The sequence below is a fragment of the Sodalis sp. RH21 genome (assembly GCF_047324175.1).
In the GTDB taxonomy this organism is placed as follows: domain Bacteria; phylum Pseudomonadota; class Gammaproteobacteria; order Enterobacterales; family Enterobacteriaceae; genus Acerihabitans.
The window spans coordinates 2,766,667-2,789,027 of the sequence record NZ_CP178732.1; the positions used below are offsets into that span (position 1 = coordinate 2,766,667).

A 22,361-nucleotide genomic window follows, 5' to 3' on the forward strand; every position below is an offset into this window, starting at 1 on the left:
TTTTACTCAACGGATTGAAAACGCATTGGCCAATACACAGCGGCGGTGGCGGGCAAAATTGCGCGCCGACGTGGTGCCTTCGCCGGTGGGCGTGGCGATGGTAAAGGTGGCAAAACCTTCAGAACCCACGCCGATGCCGGCATAAGACGGGCCGTTTTTAACAAAAATGGAGGTTTGCAGCAGCTGCGCCGCCTTGTTCAGCCGCGAAACGTTCTGCGAATGCATAGTGGCGGTATGGTGCAGGCCGCCTTCCACCTTCAGCGCCAGTTGCAAACCGGTTTCGAAATCGCGGACCCGCACCACCGGCAGGATCGGCATCAGCTGTTCCACCATGACAAACGGGTCGTCGGCGGGCACTTCCACCAGCAACAGGCGCGGCGCTTTGTCCGGCGCGGGCAGGCCGGCGGCTTTCAGCAAGGCCACGGGGCTTTTACCGACCAGCGCTTTATTGGCATGGCCATCGATAATCGCCGCTTTACGCAGCTTGTCGATATTGTCGGCGCCGGTGACGAGCAGGGCCCCGCATTTTTGCATTTCGGCCAGCAGGGCCGGAGCGACGCTTTCCACCACGATCAGGCTTTTCTCAGCGGTGCAAGGCAGGTTGTAATCAAACGACGCGCCGCTGACGATATCCTGCGCGGCTTTATCCAGCACCGCGGTTTCATCCACCAGGCTCGGCGGATTGCCCGCGCCGGCGCCAAGGGTTTTCTTGCCGCTTTTCAGCGCCATATTCACGATGCCGGGGCCGCCGGTAATGGCCAGCATGGCGATCAGCGGGTGCTTCATCATTTGCTGGGTGGATTCGAAGCTCGGTTCGCGCACGCAGGTCACCAGATTATGGATGCCGCAGGCGGTGAAAATAATGGCTTCGATCTGCTCGATCAGCCATAACGAGACATTTTTGGCGCCCGGGTGCGGGCTGAAAAAGATCGCGTTGCCGGCGGCGAGCATGCTGATGCAGTTATTGATAATGGTTTCGGTGGGGTTGGTGCTCGGCGCTACCGAGCCTATGACGCCAAACGGCGAGTATTCGAACAGCACCATGCCTTCATCGCCGGTCAGGGCCTCGGTCACCAGGTCTTCCACGCCGGGGGTTTTTTCCAGCGCGACGCGGTTTTTCAGCAGCTTATCCTCCACTTTACCCATGCCGGTTTCTTCGGCGCCGCGCTCGGCCAGGACTTGCAAATGGGGCACCAGCTCGCGGCGAACGGCGGCGATGACGTCTTTACGGGTTTTCAGCGGGCGCTGCTGATAGGTCAGAAACGCCTTATGGGCGGCCCCGACGGCCTCATCCACCTGGTCAAACAGCGCCGAGGTGGCGTTTTCCCGGCGCGCCGGTTCGAGTTTTTCACTCAGGATGGTCCGGATCAGCGATTCCAGTTCATTACTATTCATTACTCATTCCCCACATTACAGTGCGTGATGGCCCGTTGGGCGATTTGCCGATCCTGGGCGACGGTTCCGCCGCTGATGCCCAGCCCGCCGATCAGTTGGCCGGCGCGGTAGAGCGGATATCCGCCGCCGAAGGTGACAATCTTGCCGCCCGACGAGGCTTCCAGTTGATAAAGATCGGCTCCGGGTTGGACTGCCGGACCAAGGTTGTGCGTGGCGGTTTTCAGCGCCACGGCGGAAAAGGCTTTTTTCGGCGCCAGATCGAGGGAGACCAGCAGCGCGTCGGTCATGCGGTAGGTCATGACCGGATTGCCGTGGCGATCCACTATGGCGATCACCACCGGCACCGCCAGTTCCCGCGCCGATTCCAGCGCCGCCCGCATCAGGTTGTGCACCAGGATAAAGTCCAGGCCTTCTTCGGACTTGCGCCGCGGTTCAGCATCGGTTGCGCCGGCCGCGGTTTGCGCCTGGTAGCGCCGGGCCACCTCGCCGATGATGGCGTCGGTTCTGGCGGCGGCGTCTTCGCTGCGCGCCAGGGCATAGAGGCAGTCGGACAGGCGGTTGAGATAGCGCAGCACTTCTGCGCGTACTTCTCCACGCACCTCTCCACGTACTTCTCCACGCACGTGCAACTCATCCGCCAGCTCCACCGCCCGCCGCTCCGCGCGCCGCGCCACGGTGCGCGCCAGATGCAACTGGCTGCCCGCGGCGCTGTCGCCGGGCAGGACAAAACCGGTCACCGGCGGCAGGGCGGCCATGCAGCGATCGATGGCCCGCTCAAGCTGAGCGATATGATCGGCATTGATCCGCTGCACCGTCGCGTCGCGCCGTTCAGGCCGGTCGTCGGCCAGTTCGGCGCCGAGCCAGAACAATTGGCGCTGTATGTCCAGCAACAGCTGGCGATTAAGCCCGTCATGCACCAGATGTGTCGCCACGCTGAGATTGGCATTCAGTTCATCCACCGTGCCGTAGGCCTCGACGCGGGGATGGTATTTTTTGATGCGTTGTCCGCCGATAAGCGACGTGGTGCCTTTATCGCCGGTTTTGGTATAAATGCTCATGACTGTTCCTCGCGTCGGCGCCGGTTAAGGCACAAAACTGTCGATGATGCCGACAATCGCCAGGTCGATGGCCTGATTAGGTTCGGCAAAGACCCAGCGCGCCGACGCGCCCCGGGCCAGCAGGACAATTTCACCTTCGCCCGCGCCCACCGAATCCACCGCCACTTCCTGCAGCTTGATGCCGTTGGGGGCAGAACCGTCGCTATTGACCGGTTCGACCACCATCAATTTTTTACCCAGCAGCGAAGGCGCTTTTTGTGTCGACACCACCGAACCGATTACGCGAGCCAATTGCATGAGTTAGTCCTGCCTATAGAGTTGAAGACCACGTTTAACGATTTCATCCCTGGCCAGCGCGGTGAGCAGTACCCTGCGCGCCAGCACCAGATAACCCGCCGGCAAGGGCTTGATATCGGCATAACCGGCCACCGGCCGGGCCAGCAGATGCACCGGCTGGCGGTCATGGGTACTGAATTTCAGCGGCAAGCGCAGCAATTCGGCTACGGGCAGCAGGCCGAAGCAGGACCGCTCGATTTCCAAAACCACCCGCATCCCGTCGCGCCAGGCTTGCCGCAGGCGGTCGAAGGCGGCATCGCCATCCCCGGCGGCGGCCAGTTGCCGTAGAAAAGCCGGCGTAGTTTGCGTGACCCGCAGAGTGGCGTGGCGCAGGGCGGCGTCCGCCGGCCAGTCGGTGTCCAACGAACGCTGGCTGAGAACCAATTCGGCCAGTTGGCGCTGTTGCAGCCGCAGGATCACCTGGGCCACGCATTCGGCTATCCAACGTTCCTGCATCAGTTCCTGACCCATGCTTAACGCTCCATTAATACCGCGGTGGCGCCCTTGGCCCCGGCGTCCGCCGCGTTGGCTTCGTCGGTGTCGATATGCATTTCCAGGCGCATATGCTCGCCCACCCGTACCACCACATCGTCGAATATCAGCTTGCGGCCGGTGCCGCGCAGGGCGACCCGTACCAGGTCCCCTTGCTTGACCCCGAACAGCAGCGCATCCAGCGGCGACATATGGATATGCCGCTGCGCCACGATCACGCCGTGGGGCAACTGCAATTCACCGCTGTTGCTGACCAGCAGCAGGCCCGGGGTATCGTTCAGGTTGCCGGATAGGCGCAGCGGCGCGTCCACGCCCAATAACCGGGCGTCGGTACGTGAAATTTCCACCTGCGACTGGCCGCGCAGCGGGCCGAGAATCCGGACATTTTTCAAGGTGCCTTTCGGCCCGACCAGATTCACCACCTGTTCAGAGGCGAACTGTCCGGGCTGGTACAGATCCTTTTTAAAGATCAACGGGCGGCCGGGAAACAAATGTTCATAATCCTCAAGGGATAGATGTAAATGCCGGTTCGATATGCCGAGCGGAATAGGGCGCCGTTGCATATCGAGCAGTACGTTTTCCACCAGGGACTTCAGTTCCAGGGTTTCCATCAGACTTCGCCTCTTTCTCCGTTGTGAATGCACGCCGCGCGCGGTTCGCCTTTACGGCGCGGACAGGCCGGGTCATGACATAAATTGCAGGTTCCCGCCTCTACTCCCGGCAGGCCGGAGAGGATTTTTGGCGTATATCTCGCCATGGCGGCCGCCTTCGCCTCGCCGGCCGCGGCCGGCGAGGGCGTAACCACGCTTGCCGATTCCGCCGCCTCGCCGGCGGGCGCTTCGGTGATAGGCGCTACATCGCCGGCGGCCGGGTTAGCGTCATTAGCCGATTCCGCCGCCTTGCCGGCGGGCGCTTCGGTGATAGGCGCCACATCGCCGGCGGCCGGGTTAGCGTCATTAGGCGATTCCGCCGCCTCGCCGGCGGGCGCTTCGGCGGCCGCCAGCTGTTCGCGGGTGGTTAGCCAGGCGGCCAAAGCATCGGCGGGGCGGGCGATAACCCGATCCGCTACCCAGCCGTTTTCCCGCCGCGCCAGTTCCGCACCGTTGTTGACCGCCGAGCTGACCGCCGCCACATCACCGGTAATCGTGACGAGCATCCAGCCGGAGCCATTGGTTTTTTCAATGCCGGCAATCTCGACGTTCGCCGCCTTGGCCATGGTGTCCGCCACCTTGATGGCCAGCGCCAGACCGGCGACTTCAAGTAAACCCAGTGAGGTTTTCACACGGTCACCTTCCGGTTATTCACCCAGCGCCGGGGTGGATTTTGGCAAAAAGCCTTCGACGTCCGAATGCGGACGCGGGATGACATGGGTAGAAACCACGTTACCGATGCCCTGCGCCGCGGCGGCCCCGGCATCAACCGCCGCTTTTACCGCGCCGACATCGCCGCGTACCATGACCGTCACCAGACCGGAGCCGATTTTTTCATAGCCCACCAATTGCACGTTGGCCGATTTGACCATGGCATCCGCCGCGATAATGGCGCCGACCAATCCTTTGGTTTCGATTAATCCCAATGCGTTATTCATTACTTCTCTCCTGTTCAGGGCGTCTTGGAGCCGGATAGATTGCCGGCATTGCGTTACATAAAACTAAAGACCAAATTCAAACGGTAAATTTAAACGGCAATCCCTTGACCAGCCGGGCCGCGTTGCAACCCAGCCGGCGTATTTCCTCCGCCGCCAGCCGCGGATAGTCCTCCAGGACAAACAGCGGCCCGTCGGCCGGCAGGTGGGGGTCGTGTACCACCAATTCCCGCGCGCCCACCGCTACCCCCACCGCCAGCGGCGAGGCGGACGCGGCCTGGTGCGCCAGGGTCACCGGCGACGTATCGCCGTTGCCGCGTTCGACGCGATGCAGAACAAACGGAATGCCTTCCTCCTCCATCCCCAGCAGTAGCTGCCGCCAGCTCCGCCGGTCCGCGTCGGGGTCCACGGTGATAACGATGGCCGGCTGGCTGATATCAGGCAGTTCCATATTTCGCCTCCCCGTTCCATGACAGCACCAATCCCGTCGCCACGGCGTTGCGCGGGCCTTCGCAGCCGCGGACATTGCCCTGGCCCGCCACCAGGTGGTAATGGGCCAGCGCGTCGGTAATCAGCTGCGGCACCTCGAAGTCCAGGGACGAGCCGCCCACCAGTACCACGAACGGAATATCGCGAATGCTGCCGGTGGGGCTGACCTGGGCCAGGGCGCGCAGGGCGTTGGTGACGAATACCCGCTGTTTGGCGCTGCGCCGCACCATCCGCACTTTTTCCAGCGCCAGATCGCCCGGCAGCGGCACCAGGCCGTCCTCCTTGACCACCACCACCCGGGCAAATACTTCCGGGGGCAGGGACTGGTTGAAAAACTGCACGCTGCCGTCTTCATGGCGGATATGGAACAGGCTCTCCACCTTGGCCAGAGGGTATTTTTTGATCTCCTCCGCCAGTTGGCGCTGCTCCAGCCCCAATTCCGAATTAATCAGTAACGTGACCATGTCACCGGCACCGGCCAGATGGGTGGCGACGATGCGTCCGCCGGCGTCGATGATCGAGGCGTCGGTGGACCCGGCGCCCAAATCAAGAATGGCCAGCGGCCGCTGGGTGCCCGGCGTGGTAAGCGCGCCGAGGATGGCCGCTTCCGCTTCCGCGCCGCCGATAGTGACCTCGACGCCGGTTTGCTGATGCAGCACGTCGGCAATCTCCATCATTTGCAGGCGGTCCGATTTCACCATGGCCGCGATGCCCACCGCCTGTTCCATAAAGAACTCGCCGGCCAGGCCGCCCTTGACGTTAACCGGCACAAAGGTATCCACCGCTAGCAAATCCTGGATGGCGACGGACGCCGGGTCCTTATTGGTCAGTTCCGCCATGGTCTGGCGCACTTGCTCCAGCATGCCGCCGATATGGGTACCGGACTCCCCGCTGGCGTTATCCAGCTTGCCCAGCGCGGTCACCGCGCTCATGATTTTGTCCGCCCCCTGGTGGACGTCGATGCGGGTGACCCGGTTACCGGCGTACAGTTCCAGATGTCCGGCCGGGATGGTGCGCGCCTTAACGTCCCCTTTAGGGGTTTTCACCACCACGGCCGAGCGGGTGCCGATGAGCGAGCGCGCCACCGGAACGATGGCGCGGGTTTCGTCGGCGGTAAGCTTGAACACGGTGGCGATGCCATAGGGATTTGATAGTTGGGTAATCACCTTGCCCTGGGCGGCAACTTCCACCGCCGCGGGCATGCCCAACGGGATACGCTCGATATAGTGCACTTCGTCGACAATGGGAATAGGGTGGTCCAGCCGGTTGCTGACCAACACGCCGTCGTCCCGCTGCAAGATCGCCGCCGTAATCCGGAACCCGGCTTTGGCGGCCGCGTTAATCATCGCGGCGATATCGGCGAAATCGAGCGCGGCGGGGGCGATTACGATATACGGCTCGTCGGCGGAGCGCGTAAGCAACTCGTCGAAACCGATGGTAATACCGGCGCCCAGCCCCAGGCCCCCCGGCGTTTTGGGGTTATGGCCGATCATGGTGGATTCGGTGATGACGGTTTCCGTGATGGTTTCCATCGCCACGTCGCCAATTACCGGCGTCGCCTCGTTGAGCCGGATAAGCGTCAAGTCGCCAAGGCTGATGCCGGCTCGATCCACCACGTCGTTCAGGGCGTGCATAATCCCGAAGACGTTGCGTTTGGTGCCCTTGATACCGGTGGTTTCCGTCAGCGAACTGGCGATAAATGTCAACTCCCCGGTGGAGGCGGTCTTTGCCAGCGCCGCCTCGGTGGAGGAATTACCGATATCCACACCTACGATATAACCCATGTGCCGCTCCCGCCTGTCCCGTTCCCTAAGATTAATCGTCGCCTTTGAGCTTCTTGCGCTGCACGTAATAACCCGCGGCCTCGCGGACAAACCCGGCGCAGATGGTGGCCTGGTAGCGCGTTTGCAGCTCTTCGGCGATGGCCAGCAGCTCCTCTTTGCTGGAACGGAACGGGCGCAGGGCGTTGTAGATTTCCAATACCCGTTCATCCGGCACGGCGGTCAGTTCGGCGGCGCGCTCGAAGTTCATGGCCAGCAAATCGCGGCCGGCGGCCCGGGCGATATCCGCCTGGATGCGCAGGATCTCCGGCGTGATGCGCACGTCCTGCGCGGTCACGCGGCCATTTAGCACATTGGCCAGCGTCAGATCGTCAAGGGTTTTACCGGTGCCGGTCTTCACCCATTCCGGGTGTTTATTGGTCAGCGGGTAATCCGCCACGCCGGCTTTGATCCGGTTGGCCGCGGCGGGCGCGGAGACTGGCGCCGCTGCCGCGTCCGGGTTGTTCATGCGTGCCAGCACGTCACGCACCATGGTTTCAATTGCATCAGCATTCATCGTCGTTACCTTAATTCGCGAGCCGCCGAACGCGGATCGCGTAGAGACAGTCAGCTAGAAATCGTCACGCTTACAGCGCTACGCTCAGTTCCTGCGGCAATTTCCCGGTCACCACGTACTTGGTTTCCTTGATATGCAGCACCGCGGACTTGGCCTGGTATTTTGGCCGCGCCATCTGATCGTTTAGCGTCGGCACCGGATCGGGCGATTCGCCTTTGGCATAGCGGGCCGCGTTTTTACCGATGTGCCGGTAGGTTTCCAATGTCAGCAACGGCGCCTGGGGGAACAGTTCCAGATTCGACAACGGCGGCAGCCCGCGTTGATGAATCACCGTCGTGCCTTTCGACTGCAGGCCGATCGAGATGCCCGAACCGCTCAGACGATTGCCTTCCACCGCCACAAACGCCACGTCGGACGACTTAAAGCAGCGGATTACCCTGGCCCTGACGCCTTCTTCTTCGATACCGGCAATCAGTTCACGCAGGATCTGTTTATGGGGCAAACCGATGATATTGACCGTCTGCGACAGGCCGAACGCCGGTCCGACGGCGATAACCACTTCGTCTTTGTGGGCGCCCGGTTTGGCGTCGCCCACCACCTTGAGGAAATCACAAGTCTGGTTGTCGCCGTTGGCCGCCGGGGCGGATGAAGGCGCCGCGGCGGGGGCGAAACTGACCTGGTTATCCTGGGGCTTCATCTGGCTCAGCACATCGCCGATGATTTGCCGTAATAGTGTTTCATTAATTTCCATCGTGGCCGCCTTTTAACCCAATTCACTGGGGTCGAGCGCATTGGGGATATTTTTGATTTCTTCCCAACGAGCGCCTTCCAAACGGTATCCGGTGGCCGGACCCGCATAGTCATTAATGTCATTCACCGCCGACAGCACCTGGCCGTTGCCGACGATAATGGCGGAGGTATGCAAATAGTCGCCGGCGATCTTGGCTTTCTGGATATCCAGCACGCTTTGCGCCACATCGGGGAAACCGCCTTCGGCCAGCGCCTTGACCACTTCCAGCCCGGTACGGTTTTTCTCGATGATTTCCTGGGCGAACTTCATATCTTCCACCTTGTTGCGCGCGGGCATATCTTTCGACCCGTGGGCATAGGTGGCGGCGGTGACTTCTTCGTCGGTAATGGGCGGCAGGCCCATGCCGGCAAAGGCCGCCTGCAGCGCGCGCGCCGCTTTATTGCGGATGGCGACCACATCTTCTTCGCGAACCGGACGCAGGCCGCCGTCCACTTTCAGATCCCGCTGCAAGATGTTGTAGTCGTCGAAATCCTCGGCGTCTTCATTGGAGCCGGCGAACATATTGTCGTAGTTGGGCACCGCGGAATAACCGGAGGAGATAAAGTCGGTCCCGGGCAGGAACTGCATCAGCAGGCGGGCGGTGCGGCGCATATCGGAATGGGTAAAGGTCTGGTCGTTACTGGAGGCGCATTCCAAATCCAGCGACGAGCAAATCAGGTTTTCCGCCAGCACGGCGCGAATCCCCGACGGTACCGCCGACGGAATACCGATACAGCTTACCGAGCCGTTTTGCAGCCCTTGCACCCCGGCCGCGCGGGTAATAAAGATACAACGCGCTTCCAGGTACAGCATGGATTTGCCTTCGGCGTAACCCATCTGCACTTCCGAACCGGAGCCCGAGGTAAACCGCATTTTCAGGCCGCGGGACGCGTAAGAAGAGGCGAGAAAGCCTTTGGACCAGGGGGTATCGTCACCGTCGGTAAACACCGGTTCGGTACCATAAACCGAGATGGTTTCCGCGTAGCAGGTGTGTCCCAGCATACCCAGCTTCAGCTCGGTGGCTTCTTCCAGCGAGCATTGGGTCAACACGCCCGGACGGCCGACCTGCGAGCCGACAAGCAGCGCGATGGCGTTAAACGGCGCATAGCGCGCCACCGCCACGGTGGTTTCCTGTTCATCGAAGCCGCGGTAGGCGCCTTCGGCCGCATCGGCGGCAATCTGTACCGGATTGTCCTGGATATTGGTGACGTGAGCCTGCTGCGAAGGCGTGCGGCGGGCGCGCATCTTCTGCATCGACATCATCATTTCCACCACGTTCATCTGCGACATGACTTCGACAATTTTCGCCGGCGTCATGGCGGTGGTCAGCGGGATAATCTCGGCGCGCGACACATTGGGGTCGCACAGCATTTTCGCCAGTTTGACCGAATCCATCGCCATTACTTCTTCGGAACGCGACAGGTTGATGCCGTAATTGGCGATAAAGTGATCGATCAGATCGAACTGGGCGCGGGCTTTACCGTCCAGTTCCGTGACCTTGCCGTCGACGATCTTGATCGACGGTTTGGGATCGTTCGGGCTTTCCATGGCTATAAAGCCTTCCTCGACCCATTCTTTGACAAAACCGTCCTGGTTGACCGGACGTTTCGCCAGCGCTTCAAATCGCTTGGATTTCATGCCATCCCCCACAAGGAGTTAAATATAAGACGGACGATCGTTATGCGGCACCGAGCCGAGCGTACCGAGCAACGTCTTACCGATTTCGCGGGCGGAGGTCACCGCCTGGCGTACCGCGCCGGAATCGCCGGAAACCACCAGGATCACTTCATTACTGAAGCTGGTGCCCTTGGACGGGGAACTGTAGGCGACCACGTCGACATTGGCGGATTTAACCGCCGTATCGGCCATGACCACGCCGATGGCCGCGGGCGCCCCGACAATAACGCCGCAGGCCTTGCCGATAGGCGCGCCGAAGGCTTTTTCCAGCGCATAGCTGGCGCGGGCGCTGTATTGCAATTCGATATGGCCGGCTTCGTTGCTATAAACATCGCCGAAGGTGCGGTCCAGCTCTTTTAACGCCACTTCCACCGCGCGCTTGACGTCGGAAACGTCTTCGCCGCCGAAGATAATCAGTGAACCGTGGCCCGCGCCGCCTTTGGTATCGCGCGGTAGTTCAATACTGACCACTTCGGTATTGGTCGCCTTGACCGCTTCGTCCGCCGCCATGATGTGCGGGCCGGCGCCGATGCGGGTACCGAGAATACCGATGGAGCGGTAGCGTTTTTCTAATTTCATGGCCGTCAGCACAGCGCTGTCGACATTGGCAATCACTAAACCAATAGTGTCGCCCATGGCCGTGCCGACGAATTCCGTCAGGTTACAGGTGTTTTCCGACATATCCGGACCTCGATCCAATGGAGAGTGAGAAGGGGGCACCGCGGTGGCGCCGTCACCGATTTTTGCCATCACCTGAGCTAAAATCTGGTCGATGACCTTATCGGTGTTCATTCGCGGATTCCTTTAGGCAAGAATTTCTCCACATCCGCATGGGGACGTGGAATTACGTGGGTAGCGACTACTTCGCCTACATTCGCCGCCGCCATGGCGCCGGCATCCGTCGCGGCCTTAACCGCACCGACGTCGCCGCGCACAATCACCGTTACCAGACCGGAACCAATTTTTTCATAACCGACCAACAACACATTGGCCGATTTCACCATGGTATCGGCCGCTTCGATCGCGGCGGTCAGACCTTTGGTTTCAACCATGCCCAGGGCTTCTTGTTGCATTTTTATTACCTCGACCAATCATTAAAATTCTGAGGATGTCCGGTAGAAAATATACGCGGAAGCGATAAAAAATAATGGCTTAATTAGTATGAAAATATGAGAAATGATTAGCTTTGGCATAGCAAAAAATTGCTATTTTTATTTAATGATTCCAAGCCCTGCCTGGGTTTTATCCGCTTTCCTGATAGCAATTATTAACTTTCGCTACTGCAAAATAACAAACCTGTTCTTGATGAAATAGTTGATTTGTGATTTGCAAGTTAGCGCGATGGGAACAATGCAATTGCTGTATGACGAAAGATTTGCATCAGGCAAAAAACGCCAAACCCACGCCAGGAGAGGCTTGCAGGCCTGGAGGTACTGAAAAAATATCAATAATGCCAATTAATTCACACTCAATAAAACGATATTTTATGTCCTGATTTTGTTGCATAAAAAGATAATTGCAAGCGAGATCTCATTTGATCAAAAAATAATTATGCCAAAATGTATGTCGACATATAGCTTATTGCCATTCAGGTCCGTTTTATATTTATTCATTTTGACGTCATACAGGAATAATACAATGAGCGACACGTTAAGGTCAGTGACAGGGCAATGTACCGCCGAACTGCTGGGTACCGGCCTCTTTATCTTTTTTGGTACCAGCGTGCTGTGCGCGGCGAAACTTGCCGGCGCCAGTTTCGGCCTATGGGAAATTTGCGTGGTATGGGGGCTGGGCATCGCGCTGGCGGTCTATTTGACCGCGGGCATTTCCGGCGCCCATCTCAACCCGGCGATCACCATCGCCTTATGGCTATTTGCCAGTTTTGATAAAAGAAAAGTCCTGCCCTATATCGTGGCGCAGGTGGCGGGGGCTTTTGGCGGCGCGGCGCTGACCTATCTGCTGTATCATAATATGTTTGACCTTTATGAACAGGCCCACCAGATGGTGCGCGGCAGCCAGGAAAGTTTGTTCCTCGCCAGTATATTTTCCACGTATCCGGCGGCGGCCATCAGCGTCGGGCTGGCGGCTTTCGTGGAAATCGTCATTACCTCCATCCTGATGGGGCTGATCATGGCCCTGACCGATGACGGCAACGGCGTGCCCAAAGGCCCGCTGGCGCCCCTGCTGATCGGTATCCTGGTGGCGGTCATTGGCGCCTCGACCGCGCCGCTAACCGGGTTCGCCATGAACCCCGCCCGTGATTTCGGTCCAAAACTGTTTACGTTTTTTGCCGGCTGGGGCAACGTTTCCATGACCGGCGGCCGGGATATTCCCTATTTCATCATACCGATTATCGCTCCGATCATAGGGGCCATGCTGGGCGCGGCCATTTATCGTTTCCTTATCGCCCGGCATTTGCCCGGCAATCTGAACCAGCCGCCGGTAAGCAATTAAGTCGCCGGACTCGTCCGCCTGGCCGTAGCTTGTTTGCCGAGACGGCCAAGCGTCCGGCTTCTCCAGCGGCGCTATCGATCGGACCGCATGTCGATCGATAGCGCCGTATTCTTTTTTAAACTTTTTTTTGAACGTATTGTGCGCCCAAAGCATCGTGGTTCACGGATGATTAAATAATTGTGTGATAGAGCACGGTTTTAAATTATGGAAAAATGATTAAATCCGCAGTAGCTTTAAGATAATTTTTGGAGAGATGACAGGGTATATTTTGGCTAGTTGTAAGATATTAAGTCGTTATCGCTGCATCTTTCACCCGTACGTGACGATCAGATGAAATATATCTTTTTTGTTACTGATTTATTAAAAATAAGTAAAGCGCGAGAGGGCCTAATATGAATTCCGATAATTTTATGGATTCAGAGCTGATTAATAAAATCGCGCGGGACTTCGCAAACGCCACCAGTTTGGCGGTTGTGGTGGTGAATATTCATGGTGAAGAGGTATCGGATTTATATCATTTCACTCCTTTTTGCCAACTCATGCGCCAAGATCCTGAAATGAGCCGCCGTTGCCGCATGAGCGATCGCTGCGGGGGCCTGGAGGCATCCAAATCCAACCAGCCTTGTATCTACCGCTGTCACGCCGGCTTGACCGACTTTTCCATTCCCCTGGTGATTGGCGGCCATTTGGTCGGCTTCGTCCTGTGCGGCCAGGTGCGGTTGCATGATACCGTTCAACTGCCCGAAGTGCAGGAATGCAGCTCTTATGCCTGGCGGCAGGATTTCCAATTTACCGAAAATTTCGAAAAAATTCCGGTAATTAACTACGACCGCTTGCTGTCTTCCGCCGAGCTGCTGAAGATAATCGTCGATAACTATCTAAAACAGCAGCGTGATTTCGTGGTGATTAAAGAGCATGCCCCGACCAACGCTGAGCGGCGGGTGGCTATCCCCAGCCAGCACGACAGCAAAATGAAAAAGGCCCTGCGTTACATCGACAGCCATTACTCCGAGGACCTGCGTCTGGAGGACGTGGCGGCCATGGTCTATCTAAGCCCTTATTATTTCAGTAAATTATTTAAAAAATACCAAGGTATTGGTTTTAATGCCTATGTCAATCAGCAGCGTATGCAAAGCGCGCTCCAGATGCTGGAACAAAGCGACTGGTCGATCGCCGTCATCGCCCGCAATCTCGGTTTTTCCCAAGCCAGCTATTTTTGCAAAGTATTTCGCCAGGCCTATCGTATTACTCCGCAGGCCTATCGCGAACAGCGCCTGGCGTCTCCCGATATCAGCATAAATAAAAATATCGCGCTGCAGCGAAATTAATCATTTTATTCCTCGTGAAGACATTTTCCCGCGTAAGCATTATTTCCCGACGATCGGGATCTCATTTCTCTCATTTAGCCAACGCTATTTTATGTTATCTTCCAATCCCCGGAAAATGCTCCCTGATGACCTATGCTACAGGATTGGCTAATTTCCAATAGCTAAAAAGTGTTATCCTGTGGCAATAAATTTCAATCAAAGCGCTGCTCGCAGACATTTTTTTTGATCCAATACGGGGTATATTTCCCATAGATACTTTAGATTAGTAAAAAATAATTGTTATCAGGTCAAACGCGCCGCAAGGCCGTCAGGGAAGGAGGTGAAAATCCTCCGCAGCCCCCGCTGCTGTAATGCCGACAAATCCGGAGTTACCACTGATCGCTATCGATTGGGAAGGGCCGGAGGAGGATGACGCTCAGCCAGAAGACCTGCCTGATAATACGTAGCCCGACGGGCTCGGACACAACTCCTTCGGAGGGAAGAGGGTTGTCCTAACAGTGCCGCTGGGTTGCAGGATGCCCCACCGCCATTGCTTATGACAATCCCGCTCGCTTCCCCCAGGCATAACGGGATGATGATGAAAGCGATACTCATCGGCGGCGCGCAAAGCGGGACAGGAAAAACATTGCTTACCCTCGGGCTGCTGCGCGCGCTGGCGCTGCGCGGCCAGCGGGCACAGCCGTTCAAATGCGGGCCGGACTATATCGATACCGGCTGGCACCAGGCGGTCAGCGGCATTCCCTCGCACAATCTGGATGCCTATATGCTGGCGCCGGATACGCTTTGCGGCTTATTCACCCGGCACCTCGCCCAGGCCGATATCGGTATTATCGAAGGCGTGATGGGGCTGTACGACGGGCTGGGGGACGACGGCGCGTGCAGCAGCGCGGCGCTGGCCAAACAGCTGGGCGTGCCGGTGGTGCTGATTATCGACGGCAAGGCGGTGTCCACGTCGGCGGCGGCCACGGTGCTCGGTTTTCAACTGTTTGATCCCGCCGTTAACATTGTCGGTATTATCGTTAACCGCGTGGCTTCCGAACATCATTTTACCCTAATCAAAAATGCCATTACCCGTTATTGCGATCTGCCGGTGCTGGGCTATCTGCCGCCGCTCAAGGACTGGGAACTGCCGTCGCGGCATTTGGGCCTGATCCCGTCGCAGGAGAGCCACCGCCTCGAATCCCAATGGGACCAGTTGGCCGCCTGCGTCGAACGCCATATCGATCTCGACCGGCTGCTGGCGGTGGCCGACTGCCGCCCGGCCGCCGGCCATTTACCCGATCCCCCCCGGGACCCGCGCTATCGGCGATTGACGCTGGCGCTGGCCAAAGACGAAGCATTCCATTTTTATTATCCCGACAACCTCCAGCTGCTGCGGGATATCGGCGTGAACATCGTCCCATTCAGCCCGCTGCGCGATAGCGGGCTGCCGCGCTGCCAGATGGTCTATATCGGCGGCGGGTTTCCCGAAATCTTTGCCGAACAACTGGCGGATAACCGCGCCATGCGGGCCTCGCTGCTGCGCGCCGGCAACAGCGGAACGGCGATCTACGCGGAATGCGGCGGCTTGATGTATTTAGGCAAAGCGCTGGAAGATCGCGCGGGGCGGTCGTTTTCCATGGTCGGCCTGCTGCGCGGTACCAGCCGCATGAGCGAAGGTCTTAAGCGCTTTGGCTACTGCGAGGGGGAAGCGCTGTGCGACAATCTGCTGGGGGCGCGCGGGGAAACCCTGCGCGGCCATGAATTCCATCACTCCGAATATATTACCGACGAAACCCCGCTGTTTACCCTGAATAAAACCACTTCCGGCGGCGAGGTCAAGCGCTGGTTCGGCGGATACGGCGATGACCATATCCTGGCCAGCTACCTGCATGTGCACTTTTATCAGCGTCCGGCATTGCTGCGCCGCTGGCTGGACAAAGGATGTGCGCAGTTATGAGCATCAGCGCCTTTATCGTCGGCTATTTGCTGGATTTATGGCTGGGGGATCCGCCGCACTGGCCGCATCCGGTACGCTGGATTGGCCATGCCATTACCGTCGCCCAGCGTGGGGTCCGCCGCTGTTGCCGCAGCGAACGCGCGCTCTATATCGGCGGCGCCGTGCTGTGGGTGGCGGTGGTCGGCGCCACCTGGCTGGCCACCGCCGCGCTGCTCAAACTCCTGGCGTTCAATCCCTGGTTGCATTGGCTGGCCGAAGCGTGGCTGACCTATACCCTGCTGGCCACCCGCTGCCTGCGGGATGCGGCCATGGCGGTCTACCACGCGCTGCGGGCGGGCACCCTGGAAGAATCGCGCCGCCAGCTTTCTTATATCGTCGGGCGCGACACGCAAAACCTGACGCGGCCGCAAATTATGCGCGCGGTGGTGGAAACGGTGGCGGAGAACAGCGTCGACGGGGTTATCGCGCCGCTGTTTTGGCTGTTTATCGGCGGCGTCCCCCTGGCGATGGCCTATAAGGCGGTTAACACCCTTGATTCCATGGTGGGCTACCGCACGCCGAAATACCGGGCCATCGGCTGCGTATCGGCGCGGCTGGACGATGCGGCCAACTGGCTGCCTGCGCGCCTGGGGTGGGTGATGCTCGCGCTGGCGGCCTGGGTGCTGCGGCTGGACGGGCGCAACGCCTGGCGCATCGGCTGGCGCGATCGCTACCAGCATAAAAGTCCTAATTGCGCCTGGTCGGAAGCCACCGTGGCCGGCGCGCTGGGCGTCAGGCTGGGCGGGCCGAACACCTATTTTAATGAACGGGTGGAAAAGCCCTGGATCGGCGAGGCGCGGCGCGATATCGGCCTGGAGGATATCACCGCCAGTATCCGTTTGATGTATGTGGCGTCCGCCCTGACCCTGGCGGCGATGTGCCTGCCGGGTTTACCGGGCCTACTTTAACAGGGCGTATGCCCGGAGCCGAAACGCGAATGAGCTATATCAAGCAACCACAGCAAATCGAAAGCGCCAGCTTTGACATTATCCGCGGGATTATCGCCCGGGAGCGCCCCGGGTTTCGCTTCCAGGATATCTGGCAGGAAAAAATCATCCTGCGCGCCATTCATACCAGCGCGGATTTCGACTGGCTGGATATTTTGCATTTCTCGGCCGGCGCGCCGCAGCGCATCGCCGATACGTTGCGCCAGGGCTGCACCCTTTATACCGATACCACCATGGCGCTGTCGGGCATCAACAAAACCGATCTGGCCCGCCTGGGCTGCGATATCCGCTGCTTTATCGCCGATCCGGCCGTGGCGGCGCAGGCGCGCGAGCAGGGGGTTACCCGCTCCATGGCGGCGGTGGATCGGGCGATGCGCGAGCCGGGCAAACGCCTGTTTGTGTTCGGCAACGCTCCCACCGCGCTGTTTCGTTTGCTGGAACACTGCGCCGCCACCGGCGAGACGCCTGAAGGCGTGATCGGGGTGCCGGTAGGTTTTGTCGGCGCCAGCGAGTCCAAACAGGCCCTGGCCGACAGCGCGCTGACCTGTATCGCCGCCCTGGGCCGCAAAGGCGGCAGCAATATCGCCGCCGCCATTATCAACGCCATTCTTTATCAACTGCGGGAGGCGTGATGGAAGACGTGGTTTGGTATAACGGCAAAGCGTTGCGCAAAGGCTACACCACCGGATCGTGCGCGACCGCGGCGGCCAAAGTCGCCGCCCTGATGCTGCTGCGCCAGCAGGTGATTGACAACGTCTCCATCGTCACCCCCTCCGGCGTGACGCTGCGCCTGAACGTGGAGCTGCCGCTGATAAGTCCGGGCGAGGCCACGGCCGGCATCCGCAAGGACGGCGGTGACGATATCGACGCCACCGACGGCATGATGATTTTCGCCCGGGTCAAGCTGCGCCCCGATACCGCCATCACCATCGACGGCGGCGTGGGCGTCGGGCGGATTACCCGTAACGGCATCGGGCTGGATATCGGCCAGGCGGCGATTAATAAAACCCCGCGCCACACCATCGAAACGGCGGTGCGCGAGGCCATTGGCCCGGAACGCGGCGCGGACGTGGAAATTTTCGCCCCGGAAGGAGAAGCCCGGGCGCGCAAAACCTATAACTCCCGGCTGGGCATTCTGGGCGGCATCTCCATTATCGGCACTACCGGCATCGTGACGCCGATGTCGGAGGAGAGCTGGAAAAGCTCGCTGTCGCTGGAGCTGGGCATGAAACGCGCCGAGGGTATGGAACGGGTGATTCTGGTGCCAGGCAATCATGGCGAGCGCTTTGTGCAGGAGCAATTGAACATCGATTCACGTTACGTTGTCACTATGAGCAACTTTGTCGGCTATATGCTCAAAGAGACCGAGCGCCTGGGCTTCAGGCAGGTGTTGATGGTGGGCCACTTCGGCAAGCTGGTCAAAGTGGCCGCGGGCATTTTCCACACCCACAGCCATATCGCCGACGGGCGCATGGAAACCCTGATTGCCTGGCTGGCCTTATGCGATGCCCCCCACGTCCTGATGCATCAAGTGGCGGCCTGCGTCACTACCGAAGAGGCGATGGCGCTGATCGACGCGGCCGGCTGGCAGCGGGTCTATCCGGCCATCGCCCGGCGCGTGGGGGAACGCATGGCGGAACTGCTGCGATTCTCCGCCCAGCCGCCGGCCTGCGACGCGCTGCTGTTTTCGTTTGACCAGCAGGTGCTGGGCAGCAGCCGCCCGGTGGCGGAATTGACGGCGGCGTTTCGATGAACCGGCATGGAGCGGCGCCCGCGGTAAGCGTGGTCGGCCTTGGCCCGGGGGACAGTGATTATCTGGTTGCGCGCGCCAGGCGCCTGATCGACCAGTGCGCGGTGCTGGTCGGCAGCCCGCGGCAATTAGACTGCTTCCCGGATTTCTCCGGGGAAAAACGGCCGCTCGGCGCCCTGGCGGAGCTGGCCGGCTGGTTGGCGCAGCAGGGAGAACGGGCCGTGGTGGTGCTGGCTTCGGGGGACCCGCTGTTGTACGGCATCGGCGATTATCTCAGCCGCCGCCTGGCCCCCGGCCGGTTGCAAATCGTACCGGGCATTAGCGCGGCGCAATACCTGTTTTCTCGCCTGGCGCTGTCGATGAATGATGCCTATCTCACCAGCAGCCACGGCCGCGCGCCGGATTTTGATTTTTTGCTGATGCATCCCAAGGTGGCCATGGTTACCGACGACCGGATCGGCCCCTATGAAATAGCCAGGCAGATTCTGATACGCGGCCTGCGCCGCACCATGATTATCGGCGAAAACCTGTCCTATCCCGATGAGCGCATCCACCGGCTGTCCCCCGCACAGGTCGCGCCGCATTATGCAATGAACGTAGTGGTGATCCTTGATGAGAGATGAAGAATTTATCCGCGGCCCGGTGCCGATGACCAAACGCGAGGTGCGCCTGATATCCCTCGAACGGCTGGAGCTGGCGCAGGCGGGGGTGTTGATTGACGTGGGCGCGGGCACCGGCAGCGTCGGCATTGAGGCCGCCTGCCGTTATCCCCATCTGCGGGTGGTGGCCATCGAGCGCAACCCGGAGGCGCTGGCGCTGATCCGCCAAAACTGCGATCGCTTCAATCTGACGCGCGTGGATATCCTGGCCGGCGAGGCGCCGCTGCCCGTGGCGGTGCGGGCTGACGCGGTGTTTATCGGCGGCAGCGGGGGCAATCTGCAACAGATTATCCGCTGGGCCGGGGCGTTGCTGTTACCCGGCGGCCGCCTGGTGATTAACCTGATTTTATTGGAAAACCTTAACGAAGCGTTGCGGTGCCTGGCGATGGGCGGTTTTGGCGCGGCGGACTGTATTCAGATGCAGGTCTCCGCGCTGACCGGACTTGGCAGCGGACACTTTTTTAAACCTAACAATCCCGCTTTTATTATTTCCTGTCACAAGGAGAACACGAATGACAGAGCCCTTTGACCGCCGGCTGGTCTGGTTTGTAGGCGCCGGACCGGGTGACCGGGAATTAATCACCCTAAAAGGCTACCGGCTGTTATGCCAGGCGGACGTGGTGATTTACGCCGGTTCGCTGATTAATCCCGCCCTGCTGGACTATTGCAAACCGGATGCGGACCGTTATGACAGCGCCGGCCTCAATTTGCAGCAGATTATCGGCCATATGACGCAGGGCATAGCCGACGGCAAACTGGTCGTGCGGCTGCAAACCGGGGATTTATCCCTATACGGCTCCATCCGCGAACAAATCGAAGAACTGGGCGGCCGGGATATCGGTTTTAGCACCGTGCCTGGCGTCAGCGCGTTTCTCGGCGCGGCGGCGCAGCTGGGGGTGGAGTATACGGTGCCGGAAGTGTCGCAAAGCCTGATTATCACCCGCATGGCAGGGCGCACGCCCACGCCGGAGCTGGAATCGCTGGAAGCCTTTGCCGCGCATCGCACCTCGATGGCCATTTTTCTGTCGGTGCAGGCCATCGATCGGGTGGCGCAGCGGTTGATCGACGGCGGTTATCCCGCCGACACGCCGGCGGCGGTGATCTTCAAGGCGACCTGGCCGGAAGAAAAAACCGTGCGCGGCACGTTAACGGATATCGCCGGCAAAGTGCGCGCGGCGGGGATCGGCAAGACGGCGCTTATCATGGTGGGGGCCTTCCTGGGCGATGAATATCATTACTCCAAACTTTATCACGCCGGATTCTCCCATGAATATCGTCAAGCCTGAGTCGGTCGCCCTGTTTTGCCTGACGCCGGGCGGCGTCAGGCTGGCCAAAAGATTATCCGGCCAGTTGCCCATGACCTGTTTTACCAGCCAAAGCCTGCTGGAAGAGGGGTTCGAACCTTTTCACGGCACGCTGGCGCATACGGTGGCGGAAGTCTTCAACGCCTATTCGGCGCTGATTTTTATTTGCGCCACCGGCCTGACGGTGCGGGTGATTGCGCCGTTGATTAAAGATAAATTCAGCGATCCCGCCGTAGTGGTGATTGACGACCAGGGGCAGCACGCCATCAGCCTGTTGTCCGGCCATATGGGCGGCGCCAACGCGCTTACCCGGTATATCGCCGGGCTGATGGGCGCCGAACCGGTGATCACCACCGCCACCGATGTGAACCAGCTGGCGGCGGTGGATATCCTGGCCCAGCAGTTGAACGCCACCATGATCGACTTTCGCCAGAACGTGAAAAAGCTTAACCAACTGATGGTCTGCGGCGGCAAGGTCGGCCTGTTTTGGGATCAGACCTCCCTGGCCACGATAAAAATGCACTGGCCCGAAGAGTATTGCGATACCCGCGGCCTGGTGCTGGTTACCGATCTGGACGATTTGCCCGAGCTGGATGCGCTGCTGTATGTCAGTTTGCACGATACGGTGCCGGACGTGCCGGTGCCGGTCTACAAACTGGTGCCGCGCTGCGTGGTGGCCGGCATCGGCTGTCGCCGCGACACGCCTCCGTCCACCGTATCGCGCCTGCTGGCCCAGCAGTTGGCCAGCCAGCATATCGATCCCCTGGCGCTGCGCGCCATCGGCAGCGTATCCATTAAAAGCGACGAACCGGCGCTGCGCAACCTGGCCAACCAGTGCTGCGTGCCGTTCGAAACTTATTCCGTCGAGATCCTTAAACCCGTGGCGGCGCATTTCCCCGTCTCGGATTTCGTGCGCCGAGTCGTGGGCATCGGCAGCGTTTCCCAACCGGTCGCATGGCTGATGAGCAACGGTCGCCTGGTGGGCGATACCCTGCGCACCCAGGGCGTGACCATTACCTTAGGAGTTTCCTGCTGATGCTGTACGTAATCGGTATCGGCCCGGGCAGCCAGGCCGCGATGACCATTGAGGCGCTCGACGCCATCCGCGACGCCGACATTATCGTCGGCTATAAAACCTATACCCATCTGGTTAAGCACCTGACCGGCGACAAACAGGTGATTAAAACCGGCATGTGCAAAGAGATCGAACGCTGCCAGGCGGCCTTGGATCTGGCGGCGGGCGGCCAGAAAGTCGCGCTGATCAGCAGCGGCGACGCCGGCATCTACGGCATGGCCGGGTTGATCCTGGAGCTCACCACCCAGCAGCAGCTGGACGTCCAGGTCAAATTGATTCCCGGCGTGACCTCCAGCACCGCCGCCGCCTCGCTGCTGGGCGCGCCGCTGATGCATGATTTTTGCCATATCAGCCTGAGCGACCTGATGACGCCCTGGCCGGCGATCGAAAAGCGCATCCTGTGCGCGGCGCAGGCGGATTTCGTGATCTGCTTTTACAATCCCCGCAGCCACGGCCGGCCCGATCATTTAGCCCATGCCTTCGAGCTGATGCGCCGCTATAAGTCGGACGCCACCCCGGTGGGCGTGGTGCGCGCCGCCGGGCGCAAAAAGGAAGAAAAATGGCTGACCACGCTGGGGGACATGGATTTTGCGCCGGTGGATATGACGTGTCTGGTGATTGTCGGCAACCAGGCCACCTATTGCCGGGACGGTTTGATGATCACCCCCCGTGGTTATCAGCTCGCCGATCCGGCGCAAGCGTGAGCG

25 protein-coding genes and 1 riboswitch are annotated in these 22,361 nt (G+C 59.7%); of the genes, 11 read left to right on the top strand and 14 right to left on the bottom strand.

Annotation, left to right across the window (positions count from 1 at the left end):
• Window positions 1-6: 6 nt before the first annotated feature.
• The 14 genes from ACL2XP_RS12680 to pduA form a co-directional block, all read right to left on the bottom strand.
• Window positions 7-1,395, bottom strand: coding sequence for an aldehyde dehydrogenase family protein (locus ACL2XP_RS12680; RefSeq protein ID WP_413738853.1), 1,389 nt, complete (start codon window positions 1,393-1,395; stop codon window positions 7-9).
• Window positions 1,395-2,453 carry a cob(I)yrinic acid a,c-diamide adenosyltransferase gene (locus tag ACL2XP_RS12685; RefSeq protein WP_413738854.1) on the bottom strand — a complete coding sequence of 353 codons (1,059 nt, stop codon included), beginning with the start codon at window positions 2,451-2,453 and terminating at the stop codon, window positions 1,395-1,397. The genes ACL2XP_RS12680 and ACL2XP_RS12685 overlap by 1 nt, the downstream gene beginning before the upstream one ends.
• 24 nt (window positions 2,454-2,477) lie before the next feature.
• Window positions 2,478-2,750: a EutN/CcmL family microcompartment protein gene (locus ACL2XP_RS12690; RefSeq protein WP_413738855.1), complete on the bottom strand. Its 273-nt coding sequence runs from the start codon at window positions 2,748-2,750 to the stop codon at window positions 2,478-2,480.
• Between the two features lie 3 nt (window positions 2,751-2,753).
• On the bottom strand, window positions 2,754-3,260 hold the full coding sequence (gene pduM, locus ACL2XP_RS12695) for a PduM family microcompartment protein (RefSeq protein ID WP_413738856.1): 507 nt from the start codon (window positions 3,258-3,260) through the stop codon (window positions 2,754-2,756).
• 2 nt (window positions 3,261-3,262) lie between these two features.
• Window positions 3,263-3,892, bottom strand: coding sequence for a phosphate propanoyltransferase (locus ACL2XP_RS12700; protein ID WP_413738857.1), 630 nt, complete (start codon window positions 3,890-3,892; stop codon window positions 3,263-3,265).
• Complete coding sequence (locus ACL2XP_RS12705; RefSeq protein ID WP_413738858.1) at window positions 3,892-4,563, bottom strand: BMC domain-containing protein; 672 nt, start codon at window positions 4,561-4,563, stop codon at window positions 3,892-3,894. Before ACL2XP_RS12705 ends, ACL2XP_RS12700 begins: the two co-directional genes overlap by 1 nt.
• A 15-nt stretch (window positions 4,564-4,578) precedes the next feature.
• On the bottom strand, window positions 4,579-4,869 hold the full coding sequence (locus ACL2XP_RS12710; protein WP_413738859.1) for a BMC domain-containing protein: 291 nt from the start codon (window positions 4,867-4,869) through the stop codon (window positions 4,579-4,581).
• Window positions 4,870-4,945: 76 nt separating this feature from the next.
• On the bottom strand, window positions 4,946-5,317 hold the full coding sequence (locus ACL2XP_RS12715) for a glycerol dehydratase reactivase beta/small subunit family protein (protein ID WP_413738860.1): 372 nt from the start codon (window positions 5,315-5,317) through the stop codon (window positions 4,946-4,948).
• Window positions 5,304-7,139: a diol dehydratase reactivase subunit alpha gene (locus ACL2XP_RS12720; protein ID WP_413738861.1), complete on the bottom strand. Its 1,836-nt coding sequence runs from the start codon at window positions 7,137-7,139 to the stop codon at window positions 5,304-5,306. The genes ACL2XP_RS12715 and ACL2XP_RS12720 overlap by 14 nt, the downstream gene beginning before the upstream one ends.
• 31 nt (window positions 7,140-7,170) lie before the next feature.
• On the bottom strand, window positions 7,171-7,692 hold the full coding sequence (gene pduE, locus ACL2XP_RS12725) for a propanediol dehydratase small subunit PduE (protein ID WP_413738862.1): 522 nt from the start codon (window positions 7,690-7,692) through the stop codon (window positions 7,171-7,173).
• 70 nt (window positions 7,693-7,762) lie between these two features.
• Entirely contained in the window at window positions 7,763-8,443 is a 681-nt protein-coding gene (locus ACL2XP_RS12730) for a propanediol/glycerol family dehydratase medium subunit (RefSeq protein ID WP_413738863.1), read from the bottom strand.
• A gap of 12 nt (window positions 8,444-8,455) precedes the next feature.
• Window positions 8,456-10,120, bottom strand: a complete 1,665-nt coding sequence (gene pduC, locus ACL2XP_RS12735) for a propanediol dehydratase large subunit PduC (RefSeq protein WP_413738864.1) — start codon at window positions 10,118-10,120, stop codon at window positions 8,456-8,458.
• Between the two features lie 18 nt (window positions 10,121-10,138).
• Window positions 10,139-10,951, bottom strand: a complete 813-nt coding sequence (gene pduB / locus ACL2XP_RS12740) for a propanediol utilization microcompartment protein PduB (RefSeq protein ID WP_413738865.1) — start codon at window positions 10,949-10,951, stop codon at window positions 10,139-10,141.
• Window positions 10,948-11,232 carry a propanediol utilization microcompartment protein PduA gene (gene pduA / locus ACL2XP_RS12745; protein ID WP_162365898.1) on the bottom strand — a complete coding sequence of 95 codons (285 nt, stop codon included), beginning with the start codon at window positions 11,230-11,232 and terminating at the stop codon, window positions 10,948-10,950. Before pduA ends, pduB begins: the two co-directional genes overlap by 4 nt.
• 565 nt (window positions 11,233-11,797) lie before the next feature.
• Between pduA and ACL2XP_RS12750 the strand changes: the two genes are divergently transcribed.
• The 11 genes from ACL2XP_RS12750 to ACL2XP_RS12800 all read left to right on the top strand — a co-directional run bounded on the left by ACL2XP_RS12750 (window position 11,798) and on the right by ACL2XP_RS12800 (window position 22,358).
• Window positions 11,798-12,613 (top strand): MIP/aquaporin family protein, encoded by an 816-nt coding sequence (locus tag ACL2XP_RS12750; RefSeq protein ID WP_413738866.1) that lies wholly within the window; start codon window positions 11,798-11,800, stop codon window positions 12,611-12,613.
• A 392-nt stretch (window positions 12,614-13,005) separates the two neighbouring features.
• Window positions 13,006-13,941 (top strand): transcriptional regulator PocR, encoded by a 936-nt coding sequence (gene pocR, locus ACL2XP_RS12755; RefSeq protein ID WP_413738867.1) that lies wholly within the window; start codon window positions 13,006-13,008, stop codon window positions 13,939-13,941.
• Between the two features lie 267 nt (window positions 13,942-14,208).
• A riboswitch (cobalamin riboswitch) is annotated at window positions 14,209-14,392 on the top strand.
• A 126-nt stretch (window positions 14,393-14,518) separates the two neighbouring features.
• Complete coding sequence (locus ACL2XP_RS12760; protein WP_413739144.1) at window positions 14,519-15,880, top strand: cobyrinate a,c-diamide synthase; 1,362 nt, start codon at window positions 14,519-14,521, stop codon at window positions 15,878-15,880.
• The gene (cbiB, locus tag ACL2XP_RS12765) at window positions 15,877-16,827 is read left to right on the top strand and encodes an adenosylcobinamide-phosphate synthase CbiB (protein ID WP_413738868.1); all 951 of its coding nucleotides are present in this window, start codon (window positions 15,877-15,879) and stop codon (window positions 16,825-16,827) included. Before ACL2XP_RS12760 ends, cbiB begins: the two co-directional genes overlap by 4 nt.
• Window positions 16,828-16,856: 29 nt before the next feature.
• Entirely contained in the window at window positions 16,857-17,498 is a 642-nt protein-coding gene (locus ACL2XP_RS12770) for a cobalt-precorrin-8 methylmutase (RefSeq protein WP_413738869.1), read from the top strand.
• A complete protein-coding gene (gene cbiD, locus ACL2XP_RS12775) occupies window positions 17,498-18,619 on the top strand; it encodes a cobalt-precorrin-5B (C(1))-methyltransferase CbiD (RefSeq protein WP_413738870.1) in 1,122 nt (373 codons plus the stop codon). The genes ACL2XP_RS12770 and cbiD overlap by 1 nt, the downstream gene beginning before the upstream one ends.
• Entirely contained in the window at window positions 18,616-19,239 is a 624-nt protein-coding gene (locus tag ACL2XP_RS12780) for a cobalt-precorrin-7 (C(5))-methyltransferase (RefSeq protein ID WP_413738871.1), read from the top strand. Before cbiD ends, ACL2XP_RS12780 begins: the two co-directional genes overlap by 4 nt.
• A complete protein-coding gene (locus ACL2XP_RS12785) occupies window positions 19,229-19,804 on the top strand; it encodes a decarboxylating cobalt-precorrin-6B (C(15))-methyltransferase (protein WP_413738872.1) in 576 nt (191 codons plus the stop codon). The genes ACL2XP_RS12780 and ACL2XP_RS12785 overlap by 11 nt, the downstream gene beginning before the upstream one ends.
• The gene (locus tag ACL2XP_RS12790) at window positions 19,788-20,561 is read left to right on the top strand and encodes a cobalt-precorrin-4 methyltransferase (protein WP_413738873.1); all 774 of its coding nucleotides are present in this window, start codon (window positions 19,788-19,790) and stop codon (window positions 20,559-20,561) included. Before ACL2XP_RS12785 ends, ACL2XP_RS12790 begins: the two co-directional genes overlap by 17 nt.
• Complete coding sequence (gene cbiG / locus ACL2XP_RS12795) at window positions 20,542-21,615, top strand: cobalt-precorrin 5A hydrolase (RefSeq protein WP_413738874.1); 1,074 nt, start codon at window positions 20,542-20,544, stop codon at window positions 21,613-21,615. The genes ACL2XP_RS12790 and cbiG overlap by 20 nt, the downstream gene beginning before the upstream one ends.
• Window positions 21,615-22,358, top strand: a complete 744-nt coding sequence (locus ACL2XP_RS12800) for a precorrin-3B C(17)-methyltransferase (RefSeq protein ID WP_413738875.1) — start codon at window positions 21,615-21,617, stop codon at window positions 22,356-22,358. The genes cbiG and ACL2XP_RS12800 overlap by 1 nt, the downstream gene beginning before the upstream one ends.
• The last annotated feature ends 3 nt before the right edge of the window (window positions 22,359-22,361 follow it).

Bases quoted from the DNA above. Each gene is read 5' to 3' on its own strand.
- pduB (WP_413738865.1), bottom strand. From the start codon at position 10,951: ATGAACACCGATAAGGTCATCGACCAGATTTTAGCTCAGGTGATGGCA.
- pduC (WP_413738864.1), bottom strand. From the start codon at position 10,120: ATGAAATCCAAGCGATTTGAAGCGCTGGCGAAACGTCCGGTCAACCAG.
- ACL2XP_RS12720 (WP_413738861.1), bottom strand. From the start codon at position 7,139: ATGGGTTATATCGTAGGTGTGGATATCGGTAATTCCTCCACCGAGGCG.
- ACL2XP_RS12680 (WP_413738853.1), bottom strand. From the start codon at position 1,395: ATGAATAGTAATGAACTGGAATCGCTGATCCGGACCATCCTGAGTGAA.
- ACL2XP_RS12690 (WP_413738855.1), bottom strand. From the start codon at position 2,750: ATGCAATTGGCTCGCGTAATCGGTTCGGTGGTGTCGACACAAAAAGCG.
- cbiD (WP_413738870.1), top strand. From the start codon at position 17,498: ATGGAAGACGTGGTTTGGTATAACGGCAAAGCGTTGCGCAAAGGCTAC.
- ACL2XP_RS12785 (WP_413738872.1), top strand. From the start codon at position 19,229: ATGAGAGATGAAGAATTTATCCGCGGCCCGGTGCCGATGACCAAACGC.
- ACL2XP_RS12750 (WP_413738866.1), top strand. From the start codon at position 11,798: ATGAGCGACACGTTAAGGTCAGTGACAGGGCAATGTACCGCCGAACTG.
- ACL2XP_RS12800 (WP_413738875.1), top strand. From the start codon at position 21,615: ATGCTGTACGTAATCGGTATCGGCCCGGGCAGCCAGGCCGCGATGACC.
- ACL2XP_RS12685 (WP_413738854.1), bottom strand. From the start codon at position 2,453: ATGAGCATTTATACCAAAACCGGCGATAAAGGCACCACGTCGCTTATC.
- pduA (WP_162365898.1), bottom strand. From the start codon at position 11,232: ATGCAACAAGAAGCCCTGGGCATGGTTGAAACCAAAGGTCTGACCGCC.
- ACL2XP_RS12730 (WP_413738863.1), bottom strand. From the start codon at position 8,443: ATGGAAATTAATGAAACACTATTACGGCAAATCATCGGCGATGTGCTG.
- cbiG (WP_413738874.1), top strand. From the start codon at position 20,542: ATGAATATCGTCAAGCCTGAGTCGGTCGCCCTGTTTTGCCTGACGCCG.
- pduE (WP_413738862.1), bottom strand. From the start codon at position 7,692: ATGAATGCTGATGCAATTGAAACCATGGTGCGTGACGTGCTGGCACGC.
- ACL2XP_RS12715 (WP_413738860.1), bottom strand. From the start codon at position 5,317: ATGGAACTGCCTGATATCAGCCAGCCGGCCATCGTTATCACCGTGGAC.
- ACL2XP_RS12760 (WP_413739144.1), top strand. From the start codon at position 14,519: ATGAAAGCGATACTCATCGGCGGCGCGCAAAGCGGGACAGGAAAAACA.
- pocR (WP_413738867.1), top strand. From the start codon at position 13,006: ATGAATTCCGATAATTTTATGGATTCAGAGCTGATTAATAAAATCGCG.
- ACL2XP_RS12700 (WP_413738857.1), bottom strand. From the start codon at position 3,892: ATGGAAACCCTGGAACTGAAGTCCCTGGTGGAAAACGTACTGCTCGAT.
- ACL2XP_RS12770 (WP_413738869.1), top strand. From the start codon at position 16,857: ATGAGCTATATCAAGCAACCACAGCAAATCGAAAGCGCCAGCTTTGAC.
- cbiB (WP_413738868.1), top strand. From the start codon at position 15,877: ATGAGCATCAGCGCCTTTATCGTCGGCTATTTGCTGGATTTATGGCTG.
- pduM (WP_413738856.1), bottom strand. From the start codon at position 3,260: ATGGGTCAGGAACTGATGCAGGAACGTTGGATAGCCGAATGCGTGGCC.
- ACL2XP_RS12780 (WP_413738871.1), top strand. From the start codon at position 18,616: ATGAACCGGCATGGAGCGGCGCCCGCGGTAAGCGTGGTCGGCCTTGGC.
- ACL2XP_RS12790 (WP_413738873.1), top strand. From the start codon at position 19,788: ATGACAGAGCCCTTTGACCGCCGGCTGGTCTGGTTTGTAGGCGCCGGA.
- ACL2XP_RS12710 (WP_413738859.1), bottom strand. From the start codon at position 4,869: ATGAATAACGCATTGGGATTAATCGAAACCAAAGGATTGGTCGGCGCC.